Raw genomic sequence first — 13047 nt, 5'->3', positions numbered from 1 at the left:
GCCATGACCACGCAAACCCCGAACGGCTTCAACCTCGACAATTCCGGCAAGCGGATCGTCGTCGACCCGGTCACCCGGATCGAAGGTCACATGCGCTGCGAAGTGAACGTCAACGACCACGGCGTGATCACCAACGCGGTCTCGACCGGGACCATGTGGCGCGGCCTCGAAGTGATCCTCAAGGGTCGCGATCCGCGTGACGCCTGGGCCTTTACCGAGCGCATCTGCGGCGTCTGCACCGGCACCCATGCTCTAACCTCGGTGCGCGCGGTCGAGGATGCGCTGGGGATCATGATCCCCGACAACGCCAACTCGATCCGCAACATGATGCAGCTCGCGCTGCAGATCCACGACCACATCGTGCACTTCTACCACCTGCACGCGCTGGACTGGGTGAACCCGGTCAACGCCCTGCGCGCGGATCCCAAGGCCACGAGCGAGTTGCAGCAGATGGTCTCGCCCTCGCACCCGCTTTCCAGTCCCGGCTATTTCCGCGACGTGCAAAACCGGCTGAAGAAGTTCGTGGAATCCGGTCAGCTTGGCCTTTTCAAGAATGGCTACTGGGATAACCCGGCATACCTTCTGCCGCCCGAGGCCGACCTGATGGCGACCACGCACTACCTCGAGGCGCTCGATCTGCAAAAGGAGATCGTCAAGGTCCACACGATCTTTGGCGGCAAGAACCCGCATCCGAACTGGCTGGTCGGCGGGGTTCCGTGCCCGATCAACGTCCATTCGACGGGCGCGGTCGGGGCGATCAACATGGAGCGGCTGAACATGGTCAGCTCCATCATCGACCTGTGTCTGGAGTTCAACCGCAACGTCTATATCCCGGACGTCATCGCGATTGGTGGCTTCTATCGCAACTGGCTCTACGGCGGCGGGCTGTCGTCGAAAGCGGTTCTCGCTTACGGGGATATCCCCGAGAATCCGAACGATTTCTCGGCCGAGCAACTGCACCTGCCGCGCGGCGCGATCATCAACGGCAACCTCAATGAGGTACATGACGTCGATCCGCGTGACCCCGAGCAGGTGCAGGAATTCGTTGATCACTCCTGGTACACCTACGGAGAACCGGGCAAGGGGCTGCATCCTTGGGATGGCGAAACCAACCCGCATTACGAGCTTGGTCCAAACGCCAAGGGCACACGCACTCATATCCTCGAGCTTGACGAGGCCGCGAAATATTCGTGGATCAAGGCGCCCCGCTGGAAGGGGCATGCGATGGAGGTCGGTCCGCTCGCCCGCTACATCGTCGGCTACGCTAAAGGGCATGAGGACATCAAGAACCAAGTCGATGGGCTGCTTGGGACGATGAACCTGCCGCTCAACGCGCTGTTCTCGACGCTTGGCCGCACGGCGGCGCGCGCGCTTGAATCCGAGTACTGCTCGCGTCTGCAGCGGCACTTCTTCGATAAGATGATCCAAAACATCAAGAACGGCGACGAAAGCACTGCAAACGTTGAGAAATGGGATCCGTCGACCTGGCCGAAAGAAGCCAAGGGTGTGGGGATGACCGAGGCGCCGCGCGGCGCGCTTGGACACTGGATCAAGATCAAGGACGGCCGCATCGAGAACTATCAATGCGTTGTTCCGACGACCTGGAATGGCAGCCCGCGCGACACGCAGGGCAATATCGGGGCCTTCGAAGCCTCGCTCATGGATACCAAGGTGGAGCGCCCCGAGGAGCCCGTCGAAATCCTGCGCACACTGCATTCGTTTGATCCGTGCCTGGCATGCTCGACCCATGTCATGTCGCCCGATGGTGAAGAACTCACCACGGTCAAGGTTCGCTGAGGGAGGAAGAAATGAAGAAATTTGCACTTGCGACACTGCTCGCGCTTCTGGCCGCCCCGGCGATGGCGCATCCGGGGCACGGGGTTTCCGGCTTCGAGGCAGGCGTAACCCATCCCCTGCTTGGGGCCGATCACCTGCTTGCCATGCTCACGGTCGGGTTGTGGTCCGGGTTTGCCCTGCCGCGCCGCGCTTGGGCTGGTCCGGCGGCATTCCTTGGCGCGATGATCGTCGGGGCGGCCCTTGGCTTTGCCGGGTTGGTTCTGCCCGGCGCCGAGCTGGCCATTACGGGTTCGGTCGTGGTCTTTGGCCTGATGGTGGCCTTCGCCCGCCCCGGGCGGAGTGCATCGCTGCCCGCCGGGACGCTCGCGGCGATAGCTGCCTTCGCGCTTTTCCATGGCTATGCACATGCGGCCGAGGCTACCGGGGCTGCGAGCCTGTTTGTGGCAGGGTTTATCGCCTCGACCGCGATGCTTCACCTTGTGGGTGTCGTGCTTGCCCGGGCGATCGCGTCGGGCCGAGGCGCTGCCATGCTACGGCGTGGGCTGGGTCTTGCTGTCGTCACGGGCGGGCTCGCCCTCATCGGGGGGTGAGACATGTCGGACAAGATCTTTCATCCGGCCCGCGAGTCGCATGAGATCTTCGAGGCATCCCGCCTGACGGGCGATGCCACCCTGGAAGATCTCGAGTCGATCCGCCGCCGCACCTCGGTCTATGTCTATGAGGCGCCCGTTCGCCTGTGGCACTGGGTTAATGCGCTGGCGATTACCATCCTTTGCGTGACCGGTTACCTGATCGGGCGACCGCTACCGTCAATGCAGATCGCCGAGGCCTATGATCAGTTCGTGATGGGCTATATTCGCTTTGCCCATTTCGCAGCGGCCATGATCCTGACGGTTGGGTTCTTCGGGCGCATCTACTGGGCCTTTGTCGGCAATAGCCATGCCAGACAGATGTTCTATGTGCCGATCTTCAACCGGCGGTTCTGGCAGGAACTGCTGTTTGAGCTGCGCTGGTACATGTTCCTCGAGAAGGATCCGAAGAAGTATGTAGGCCACAATCCGCTGGCCCATGTGGCGATGTTCACCTTCATCACCCTTGGTCTGACCTTCATGCTGGTCACCGGGTGGGCTCTCTATGCCGAAGGTGCGGGGCAGGGCAGTTTGCCCGATACTGCAATGGGGTGGGCTCTGGGGCTGGTCCAGAATTCGCAACGGCTGCACACGCTGCATCACCTTGGCATGTGGGCAATCGTCATTTTCATGATCATCCACATCTATGCGGCGATCCGCGAGGACATCATGAGCCGTCAGTCGATGGTCTCTACGATGATTTCCGGGCATCGCACGTTCAAGGATGACCGCATCGAGTGACCCGCTGCCGGCGAGTCGAAGGGGCGTGGAAGAGATTCCGCGCCCCTTCGATTTGGAAGCAATGATTCCAACTTATCCGTTTGTGTGGTAAGTTTGTTTGCAGTTATCATCTAGTCTGATGCCATAATATTTCGATTAAATCTCACAAAATCAATAATTTGACAGATTGTCGCAGGTGGTTGCGTTTCTCGCCGACTGACAGGGCTGCAAAGCCTATTTTCAATTGTAAGTCGAGGCGCAAAGCTTCTTGCCAGCATCCGGTCTGAGGGAGGGACCCCATGCCAGCCACCGCGCCCGAAAGGGTTCTCATCCTTGGTATCGGCAATGTTCTCTGGGCGGACGAGGGGTTCGGCGTCCGCTGCGTCGAGGCGATGGCCAGCCGCTGCGCGCTGCCGTCCAATGTTCGCCTGATGGATGGCGGCACGCAGGGGCTCTATCTGCTGCCGTTCCTCGAAGAGGCCGACGCCCTGCTTGTCTTCGATGCGATCGACTTCGGGCTTGAACCCGGCACGTTGAAGGTCTTGCGTGATGACGATGTGCCGTCCTTCATGGGCGCCAAGAAGATGTCTCTGCACCAGACCGGCTTTCAGGATGTGCTGGCGACGGCAGAATTGCTCGACCGCGCACCACGACTTCTGACGCTTATTGGCTGCCAGCCCGTCGAACTTGAAGACTACGGTGGTGGCCTGAGGCCCTCCGTAGCGGCGCAGATTGCGCCAGCCATTGCCCTGGCCATCGAAGAATTGGCGACCTGGGGTATCGGCGTAAATCCGGGTCAGACCGCTTCCGAGGACCTGGCAGACAGCTCGATCCGCCGCGATGTCTATGAGGGCGGTCGCCCCTCTGCAGACGATGCGTGCCGCACCGGTGATCACCGTTTTTTCCCCACCGCAGCCAAGGTGCGCGCCTGATGTGTGTCGGTGTGCCCGTTCAGCTGATCGCCCGCGAAGGCATCCGTGGTGACGTCATCGAAGATGGACGGCCCGGTATCGTGGATCTTTCCCTTACGCCCGACGCCAAGCCCGGTGACTGGGTTCTCGCGTTTCTCGGGGCTGCGCGCGAAGTGCTGAGCGAGGCCGAGGCGCAGCAGATCGCCTCGGCGCTTGCGGGGCTTCGCGCCCTCATGTCTGGCGGTGAGCTTGGAGACGCATTTGCCGATCTTGAGGCACGCGAACCGCAACTTCCCCCGCATCTTCAGGCCGCGCTGGACGCCGGCCAAAGCCGCGCCTGATCCTAGGAGGATAAAATGCACGATCTGGTAATGCCTTCCTCTCCTGCCGCCTCAGGCAAGCCCCACCCGCTGGTGGTGCGTCTGACCGAAGAGAACGGCTACCCGCTGTTGGCCAACCTGTCGGACCTGCGCGAGTTCATTGCGCGTGACGGCGCGCACTGCGTTTTCGTGCCCGGCGACAGTGCCCGCAACCTTGAGACCCCTGATGCCGCGGTGGTCCTGCCCGAACTGCGCATGGCCTTTCAGCATGCCTTCGACTGTGCGGTCGCGGATAACGCGATCGAGACGAAGCTGCGCGAGGCGACGCGCGCCCTCAAGACCCCCTCGTTCCTGTTCTATCGTGACGGTGCCTTTGTGGGCGCGATCGAGAAGATTCGTGACTGGGACGACTACATCGCCCGCGTCTCTCACCTTCTTGCGCAGAAAGGCTGAACCATGGTTTCGAATTTCCATCTCCCGCCGGTCGGATTTGGTCCTGGCTCGCAACCAGATGAGGGCGAGGAGCTGCACTACATGCAACTGCCCTCGGGGATGCGCACCTACTCGGCCCATACGCCCGATATTGATGATGCTTCGGCGGTGACCCCGGCCCTCAAGACGCTGGCCGATATTGCCTCGGCCGCTGAGGCCTGTGCCAAGGGCGGAATGGCGGCGTTCGATCTGGAGCATCTCGACGCAGCCAACCGAGCCCTGATCGCCGAAACGATGGGGCAGGGTGAGGTCGCCATGAAGATCCGCGGGATCCCGGCGCTGCGGGTGCAGGAGTCCGTGTTTGCGGGTGTCTGGATGATTGCCGGGGCCGGGGTGGACCGTATCGAGGTTGGTTCCGTGCCGTCGGCATCGCTTACGCGCGCCTTTGAGCCGTTTCGTCCGGGAATGGGGGCGAGCCATCCGCGACCGGCGGGGGTGGTCAATGCGCCTGCATTGGCAGCCGAACTTTTCGACAAGTCGGCGGCCTACATCGGCGGCATTCCGCATGTCGTCAACCTGACACTGCTGCCGCATACAGAGCAGGACCTGCTTTGGCTTGACGCGGTGTTGGGGGAGGGCGCGGTCACCATTCTGTCGCGTGGCTACGGCAACTGCCGGATCACCGCCACCGCTACTCCGCATGTCTGGCGCGTGCAGTTCTTCAACTCGATGGACACGCTGATCCTGGATACGTTCGAGGTTACGAGCATGCCTGAGGTGGCCATGGGGGCCCCAGAGGATCTCGAGGACACCGCCGAGCGTATCCGCGAGGTTCTGGAGGCAATCCGATGAGCTTCGCGGGTTTCGAAGGTTCCTACATGGGCGCCAATGACCGGATCTCCGAACAGGCGATCATGGAGTGCAAGATCTGCTGGACGCCCTACGACCCCGCCGAGGGAGACGAGTTTCGCCAGATCCTTCCGGGCACGTCCTTTGCCGCGCTGCCGGATGACTGGAAATGCCCAAATTGCGACGCCCCGAAAGAGCAATTCATGGTGCGCGAGGATCCGGGCGCGCCCGCGCTGATCGAAGCACGCCGCATCGACGAGATCACCGCGCGGCTTGTGGCGGATTTCCGAGAGGTGTGGCACTCGAAAATGCGCGACGTGCCGCTTGTGAACAAGGCGCTGTCGGTCGAGGCGGTCGGCTTCGTCAGCCATGAGGGGCGTCCTCTGGGCGTTCTTCTCAGCCCTTGGTTCATGAACCTGATCCTCTTGCCGCGCGAGGACGAGGACTGGTCGGGCCTCTTGTCGGGGGCAAAAGAGATCATCGACTTCCCCTCGGGCAGCTATGAGTTCATTCATAACACGCGCGAGATGGTCGGTGGCTACAAGGCCTGCTCACTGTTCTCTCCTATGGGCGATTTCCAGACCCAGATGCAGGCGACCGACGTGGCCCGCGCCGTCATGCATGAACTGTTCAAGGACGAGAATCGCGCCGAAACCGATCGCCGTGCTGAAATCCGGGCCACGCGCGAGGCCGATCTGGCCGCCGCCGAGATGCCCGAGGATGAAGCTTCGGAGCAGGCGCTTCCGACCCGGCGCAAGCTGATCTCGGCGGGGCTTGCCGATGAAACCAACAAAGAGGAGATGGCAGAGGAATGAGCGGGGCGCTGGCCATTCATCTAGGCGTGGACGGGGGGCATGTCGTTCCCCGGATCACGCAGGCGGCGGGCTTGCCCGTTGCCGGGATGATGTTGGGCCGGCCTTCCGAACAGGTCGCGGAGCTGATGCCGCGTCTTTTCAACCTCTGCGCGGTGGCGCAGGGTCTTGCGGTGCGCCTGTCTCTCGACCTCCCCGTTCAGGGGGCAAGCGATCTGAGCCGCGAGATCCTGCGCGACCATCTGGCGAAACTTTGCCAGCACTGGCCTCGATTTCTGGGGCTCGAACCCCGGCCGCTGCCGCAGGACTGGAGACATGGCGGCGGATGTGTGGCGGCCGCCATATGGGGAGGGCCACGGCCTATTAGCGTGCGCGACTGGATCGTATCGCAGCGTGGGGTTGCTCCGATCCTGCAGGCGATCGCCAACCGTTTTGACGCTGGTGAGGCCGTGGCCTGTCTTCCTGCCCTCAATGCACCGCTTGCGAAGACGGCACAGGAAAACTCGCCCGCGGGCCGGATGGCGGAGGAGCCGTTGATGCTTCAGATCTCATCCGAGTTCGGGAAGGGACCGTTGTGGCGCGCCTTTGGCCGACTGCTGGATCTTTCCCACTGGGCGGAGCATGTACCTGTGCCTCACTGCATCGCGGATGGAACGGCGCTGGTTCCCGCCGCACGGGGGACCTACGCTTTCCGCGCACGTGCAAAAGACGGTCTGGTCTGTGCGCTCTCACGAGTAACCCCGACCGATCACATGATCGCGCCCGGCGGGGCCCTTGAACAATCTCTCGCAAGCTTGCCGCAAGCAAAGCTCTCGCAAGCCGCGCTTGTGGTCGATATCCTCGACCCCTGCGTGCCCGTTCGGATAGAGGAGGCGGCCCATGCATGAGATGTCGATCGCCGAGGGTATTCGGGGTGTCATCGAAGACGCCGCGCGCAATAACGGCTTTTCGCGGGTGAACCGGGTGCGTGTGGAAATCGGTCGTTTCGCCGGTGTTGAGACCGATGCACTTGAATTCGCTTTTGACGTGGTGATGCGCGGTTCGGTGGCCGAGGGGGCGGCGCTGGACATCATCGAATTGCCCGGTCGGGCGCTTTGCTACGATTGCGGAGAAACGGTCGAAATCAAGGATCGGCTCGATCCATGCCCGGATTGCGGCGGCGGCAAGCTGCTGGCCCAGGGCGGGGACGAGATGCGGATCAAGGATATGGAGGTGGTGTGAATGTGTACGGTATGCGGTTGCAGCGGCCATAGTGTCGAGGATCAGTTCCGGGCGCATCTGGCAAAGACTGGACAGGCAAGTGCCGGGCCCCTGGCAGTCTTGGCGCAGCCCGTTCATGAGGCCAAGCACCACAACCACGGGCACTTGGATATCCATGTCGGGCTGGGTCCGGCCGGCACCGAGGTGCCGGGCATGAGCCAAGCGCGGCTGATCGAGATCGAGACCGATATCCTGAGCAAGAACAACGGCTACGCGGCGCGCAACCGGGCTGCGCTGTCCGGGCGGGGCATACTGGCGGTTAACCTGGTGTCCTCGCCCGGGTCGGGCAAGACGACGCTTCTGTGCCGGACGATCGAAATGCTGGGGCGCCAGCCGCTGGCGGTTATCGAGGGCGATCAGCAGACCACGAACGACGCCGATCGCATCCGGGCGACGGGGGCCCCCGCCATCCAGGTGAACACGGGCAAAGGGTGCCACCTCGACGGCCGCATGGTCGAGCAGGCGCTCGGGCGGCTCGACCTCGCGCATGGGGCCATGCTCTTTATCGAGAACGTCGGTAATCTGGTTTGTCCGGCGTCTTTCGATCTGGGCGAAGATGCGAAGGTTGCGATCCTTTCGGTGACCGAGGGCGAGGACAAACCGCTCAAATATCCTGACATGTTCGCGGCAGCCATGATTGCGATCCTGAACAAGGTCGATCTTGCCCCGCATTGCGACGTGGATCTGGACCTCTACGAGGCCAATCTGCGCAGGGTTAATCCGACGATCGAGGTGCTGCGCGTTTCGGCCCGCACGGGCGAGGGGATGCAGGCCTGGATCGACTGGCTCAAGCGCGGCCTTGCCGCAAAGGGGGCGTGATGGCTTCGTCGGCACGCCCCGCGATCCTGCTTGTCGATGACGAGCCGCATTCGATTTCAGCGATGAAGATGGCGCTGGAGGACGAGTTCGACATCCTCACCGCGACGGGCGCCGATCAGGCGTCGGTCATTCTTGAGGAGGAATGGGTTCAGGTCATCTTCTGCGATCAGCGCATGCCCGGCCGCTCCGGCGTCGAATTCCTGACGGAAGTGCGCGAGCGCTGGCCGGAAACCGTGCGCATCGTGATCACCGGATATACCGACACGCAGGCCATGGTCGCCGCGATCAACGATGCCGGAATTCACCAGTTCCTGACCAAGCCTTGGCACCCCGAGCAGTTGTTGGCGGCTGCCCGCAATGCCGCACGCATGTTCCAGCTGTCGCGCGAGAACGAGCGTATGGCGCTCGAGATGCGGTTCCTCAATACGACCACCGAGAGCCGACTTGAAAAGCGTCGCCGCGCGCTGCGCGAGGGAATGGGGTTTGAGACCATTCTTCGCACCCCGAATTCCGCCATGAACCAGATCGTCGATCTTGCGCGCCAATACGCAAGTTTCGATGTGCCGGTTCTGATCCGCGGTGAGGCCGGAACGGGCAAGGCGCAATTGGCCCGCGCGATGCATTACAGCTCGCTTCGTTCCGACAAGCCGTTCTACGAACTCAATATCGCCGGAATGCCCGAGGAACTGGTGATGACCGAGTTGTTCGGCGCCAAGCGGGGTGTCCTGCCTGGTGGAGTTGCGAAAATCGGCCTCGCACAGAAGGCTGACCGAGGAACGCTCTACCTGTCCGGGCTGGAAACCGCGTCGGCGTCGCTTCAGTTGCAGCTGCTGCGTGTTCTGGGGGAGGGGGTGATCACCCCGCTCGGAGGTCATGAGACAATTTCTACCAACCTCAGGCTGATCAGCGGCGCGGCGGGCGATTTGCGACAGGCGGTGGCGGACGGTCGTTTCCGTGCGGACCTCTATTTCGCAATCTCGGTTGGCGAGTTGGCGCTGCCGCCGCTGCGCGCCCGCCGTGGGGACGTCGCCTTGCTTGCGCAGTCGATCCTGGGCGAGACCGCCGCAGCGCACGGCAAGGGCGTGCGGGGGTTCGATGGCGCTGCGCTCGAATTCCTCGAGAATTACGACTGGCCCGGAAACCTGCGCGAACTGTCGAACGAGGTGACGCGCATGCTGATTTTCGCTCAGGAGAATGTGCTTGGTGCGGATGTGATCTCGCGCCACATCCTTCAGTCCCCGCCCTCCGAAGAGGGCGCGGACCGGGCGGCCGAAGAGGTGATGACCGCTGAGGGTACGCTCAAGGATCGCGTCGAACTGATCGAAATGCGGATCTTGCGCGAAACGCTGACCCGCAACCGTTGGAACAAGAGTCGCGCGGCGGCAGAACTTGGCCTTTCCCGGGTCGGGCTGCGCGCCAAGCTCGACCGCTATGGAATTCACGATCCGTCGGCGGTCCAAGAGGAGGAAGACTGATGTGCTTGGGAATTCCCGGACAGATCGTGGCGATCACCGACGAGGCGCGCCTGATGGCGATGGCGCAGGTTTCGGGCGTGCGCCGCGAGGTGAACGTGGCTTGCGTGGCGGAAGGGCCTCTTGAGGGCCTCATCGGCCAATGGGCCCTGATCCACGTCGGCTTTGCCATGAGCCTGATCGACGAGGACGAGGCCGCCAAGACGCTCGAGACCCTGCGCGACCTCGGCGAGGCACAAGAAACGCTTGAGCAGATGGCGGCGGGCGACGCCGCGCTGGCCGGGGAGTGATCCGATGAAATTTGCTTCCGAATTCCGCGACCCCAAGGCCGCCAAGGGTCTGCTGGCCGAGATCGCGCGCGTTGCCGGGCAGATCGGCGCGACGCGTGAGAAGCCGGTGCACATCATGGAAATCTGCGGTGGTCACACGCATTCGATCTTTCGCTATGGGCTCGATAAGCTGATCCATGAGGGGGTCGAGTTTATTCACGGACCCGGCTGCCCGGTTTGTGTATTGCCCCGTGCGCGGGTCGATGAATGTATCCAGATTGCCGAGAAACCCGGCGTGATATTTACGACTTTCGGCGATGCGATGCGTGTGCCGGGAACCAAGAAGTCGCTCTTGCAAGCCAAGGCAGACGGCGCCGATATCCGCATGGTTTACAGCCCGCTTGATGCGTTGGAACTTGCCCGCCGTAACCCCACGCGCGAGGTCGTCTTTTTCGGTCTCGGATTCGAGACCACGACCCCGTCGACCGCCCTCGCCATTCAGCAGGCTGCACGCGAGGGGCTGACGAATTTCTCGGTTTTCTGCAATCACATCACGGTGCCAGAGCCGATCAAGGCCCTGCTGGACGATCCGCATATGTGTCTCGATGGGTTCATCGGCCCCGGTCACGTCAGCATGGTGATCGGCATTCACCCTTACGATTTCATCGCGCGGGACTATGGCAAGCCGCTGGTCGTGGCGGGGTTTGAGCCGACTGACCTTCTGCAATCCGTGCTGATGGTTCTGACACAGGTGGCCGAGGGGCGCGCCGAAATCGAGAACCAATATGCGCGGGTTGTGCCAGAGCATGGCAACAAGGTCAGTTTGGCCGCGATTGCCGATGTCTATGAGCGCCGCCCAAGTTTCGAGTGGCGCGGTCTGGGCGAAATCGACGCCTCGGGCCTGCGGATCCGTCCGCATTATGCGGCATTCGATGCCGAGGAGAAATTCGGTGTCGGCTATGCGGGTATGCGCACTGAGGTCGAAGAGGTCGAGGGCTGCGCCTGCGGTGCTGTAATGACGGGGCGGATGAAACCGGTCCAATGCCCGCAGTTTGGCAAGGGCTGCACGCCCGAGATGCCGCTCGGGGCCTTGATGGTCAGCAGCGAGGGCGCCTGTGCCGCCTACTGGCAATATGGCGGCGCGCGTGCGGCGGCCGAATGAGCGCAGTGTGAAATTCCTGGGAGTGATGCGAAATGGCTTTGCGCGATGAGCGGGTAACGCTGGCCCATGGCGGCGGCGGCAAGGCGATGCGGGACCTGATCGAGGAGGTGTTCACCTCGGTCTTCAATCCGCCCGGCATGGAAGATCAGGCGCGTCTGAGTGCCGCCGCGCTGGCCGAACCTGGCGCTCGGCTTGCATTTACGACCGACAGCTTCGTGGTGACACCGCTGGAATTCCCGGGCGGCGACATCGGTAAGATCGCCGTTTGCGGAACGGTCAATGACCTCGCCGTTGGGGGGGCACGTCCGCTGTGGCTCTCGGCTGCCTTCATCATCGAAGAGGGAACCGAGATCGCGCTCTTGCGCCGGATCGTCGCGACCATGGCGCGCGAGGCCGAGGCGGCGGGCGTGCGTATCGTGACAGGGGATACCAAGGTCGTCGGGCGTGGCGGATGCGACGGGGTCTTCGTCACCACCTCCGGTGTCGGCGTCATCGCGCCGGGCCGGGATATGGGGGCGGCCCGGGTGCGCCCCGGCGATGTCGCCATCGTCAATGGTGTTCTGGGTGATCACGGAGCGACGATCCTCGTGGCGCGGGGCGATCTTGCGCTCAGTTCGGAAATCGAAAGCGATTGCGCCTCGCTTGGGCATCTCATGGGCGCTGTCATCGAGGCTGCACCTGATGCGCGTGCGGCGCGCGACCTGACGCGGGGCGGGCTCGCATCGGCCCTTAACGAGATTGCACAAGAGGCGGGTTGTGGCGTTGCAATCGCCGAGGACGCCTTGCCCCTGCGCCCCGAGGTCGTCGGTACCTGCGAGATACTGGGCCTCGATCCACTTTACCTCGCCAATGAAGGGCGCATCGTGATTTTCGTGCCCGAGGCTCAGGCCGAGGCTGCCCTTGCCGCGATGAAGGCTCATCCCGAAGGCGCCGGGGCTGCCATCATCGGCAAGGCGGTCGCCGAGCACCCAGGCCAGGTGCGAATGAAAACGGCCTTTGGGGGATCGCGGATCGTGGACATGCTTGTCGGCGAACAACTACCCCGGATCTGCTGACCGGGTTGGGCTTTCGGTGCTGTGCAAGAAGCCTGAGTTGAGGAGGGCTTCCAAAGAAACCTCGAGCGAGGCGGGCAGGGAGCAAACTGGTGTCACAGCAGAAGATTTCATACCTCGCATTACGGCGATGGGGGCGAGTGACGACCTGCTCCCGCCGCATGCACAGTCTTCGGAGCGTCGTGATCATCCGTGCTTCAGGCGCAAACCACATCAACGAGGGGCGGAGCCTCTGCAGTTACGATTTCTTCAAGGCTAACCGCTTCGTCGCTCTCAGCGGATGGTGCGGTGTCTGGAGGGCCGCCTGAAGGTTATCACGCGAACCAGTCCGGTGCGTTTAGGCTTTGCGTGCTCGCAGGAATGCTTCGTTCGCTTTGATCCCGGTCAACGTGACCAGAAAATCTGCCGCTTACCATGAATAATGGCGTCTTTACGGGATCGAGGACAGGCCGCAGGCCACTTGACCCCATAAATCGACGGTGAAAAAGGGGGAGGAATTATTTATGCAGATCCTACAGATTAGGTCGAGTGTGGCCGGGTTTC

15 protein-coding genes are annotated in these 13047 nt (G+C 62.5%); all 15 read left to right on the top strand.

Going from position 1 to position 13047, the window contains the following annotated elements; translation table 11 throughout:
* The first annotated feature begins 3 nt into the window (after positions 1-3).
* Positions 4-1797: a nickel-dependent hydrogenase large subunit gene (locus LZA78_RS02515; RefSeq protein ID WP_233675368.1), complete on the top strand. Its 1794-nt coding sequence runs from the start codon at positions 4-6 to the stop codon at positions 1795-1797.
* Positions 1798-1808: 11 nt separating this feature from the next.
* Entirely contained in the window at positions 1809-2387 is a 579-nt protein-coding gene (locus LZA78_RS02510; protein ID WP_233675367.1) for a HupE/UreJ family protein, read from the top strand.
* A 3-nt stretch (positions 2388-2390) separates the two neighbouring features.
* Positions 2391-3167 carry a Ni/Fe-hydrogenase, b-type cytochrome subunit gene (cybH, locus tag LZA78_RS02505; RefSeq protein ID WP_233675366.1) on the top strand — a complete coding sequence of 259 codons (777 nt, stop codon included), beginning with the start codon at positions 2391-2393 and terminating at the stop codon, positions 3165-3167.
* A 278-nt stretch (positions 3168-3445) separates the two neighbouring features.
* Entirely contained in the window at positions 3446-4078 is a 633-nt protein-coding gene (locus tag LZA78_RS02500; RefSeq protein WP_233675365.1) for a HyaD/HybD family hydrogenase maturation endopeptidase, read from the top strand.
* Positions 4078-4398 carry a HypC/HybG/HupF family hydrogenase formation chaperone gene (locus LZA78_RS02495; protein WP_233675364.1) on the top strand — a complete coding sequence of 107 codons (321 nt, stop codon included), beginning with the start codon at positions 4078-4080 and terminating at the stop codon, positions 4396-4398. Before LZA78_RS02500 ends, LZA78_RS02495 begins: the two co-directional genes overlap by 1 nt.
* Positions 4399-4413: 15 nt before the next feature.
* A complete protein-coding gene (locus tag LZA78_RS02490) occupies positions 4414-4830 on the top strand; it encodes a thioredoxin domain-containing protein (protein WP_233675363.1) in 417 nt (138 codons plus the stop codon).
* 3 nt (positions 4831-4833) lie between these two features.
* Positions 4834-5661 (top strand): hydrogenase expression/formation protein, encoded by an 828-nt coding sequence (locus tag LZA78_RS02485; RefSeq protein WP_233675362.1) that lies wholly within the window; start codon positions 4834-4836, stop codon positions 5659-5661.
* Positions 5658-6473: a [NiFe]-hydrogenase assembly chaperone HybE gene (locus LZA78_RS02480; protein WP_233675361.1), complete on the top strand. Its 816-nt coding sequence runs from the start codon at positions 5658-5660 to the stop codon at positions 6471-6473. Before LZA78_RS02485 ends, LZA78_RS02480 begins: the two co-directional genes overlap by 4 nt.
* Entirely contained in the window at positions 6470-7357 is an 888-nt protein-coding gene (locus LZA78_RS02475; RefSeq protein ID WP_233675360.1) for a HupK protein, read from the top strand. Before LZA78_RS02480 ends, LZA78_RS02475 begins: the two co-directional genes overlap by 4 nt.
* Positions 7350-7691, top strand: coding sequence for a hydrogenase maturation nickel metallochaperone HypA (gene hypA / locus LZA78_RS02470; RefSeq protein WP_233675359.1), 342 nt, complete (start codon positions 7350-7352; stop codon positions 7689-7691). Before LZA78_RS02475 ends, hypA begins: the two co-directional genes overlap by 8 nt.
* Entirely contained in the window at positions 7692-8549 is an 858-nt protein-coding gene (hypB, locus tag LZA78_RS02465) for a hydrogenase nickel incorporation protein HypB (RefSeq protein ID WP_233675358.1), read from the top strand.
* A complete protein-coding gene (locus LZA78_RS02460; RefSeq protein WP_233675357.1) occupies positions 8549-10024 on the top strand; it encodes a sigma-54-dependent transcriptional regulator in 1476 nt (491 codons plus the stop codon). Before hypB ends, LZA78_RS02460 begins: the two co-directional genes overlap by 1 nt.
* A complete protein-coding gene (gene hypC / locus LZA78_RS02455) occupies positions 10024-10311 on the top strand; it encodes a HypC/HybG/HupF family hydrogenase formation chaperone (protein ID WP_233675356.1) in 288 nt (95 codons plus the stop codon). Before LZA78_RS02460 ends, hypC begins: the two co-directional genes overlap by 1 nt.
* Before the next feature lie 4 nt (positions 10312-10315).
* On the top strand, positions 10316-11452 hold the full coding sequence (gene hypD / locus LZA78_RS02450; RefSeq protein ID WP_233675355.1) for a hydrogenase formation protein HypD: 1137 nt from the start codon (positions 10316-10318) through the stop codon (positions 11450-11452).
* 32 nt (positions 11453-11484) lie between these two features.
* Entirely contained in the window at positions 11485-12507 is a 1023-nt protein-coding gene (gene hypE / locus LZA78_RS02445) for a hydrogenase expression/formation protein HypE (RefSeq protein WP_233675354.1), read from the top strand.
* The last annotated feature ends 540 nt before the right edge of the window (positions 12508-13047 follow it).

The sequence above is a fragment of the Rhodobacter flavimaris genome (assembly GCF_021378075.1).
Classification (GTDB): domain Bacteria; phylum Pseudomonadota; class Alphaproteobacteria; order Rhodobacterales; family Rhodobacteraceae; genus Rhodobacter; species Rhodobacter flavimaris.
This window is presented reverse-complemented; position numbering and strand designations above follow the sequence as displayed.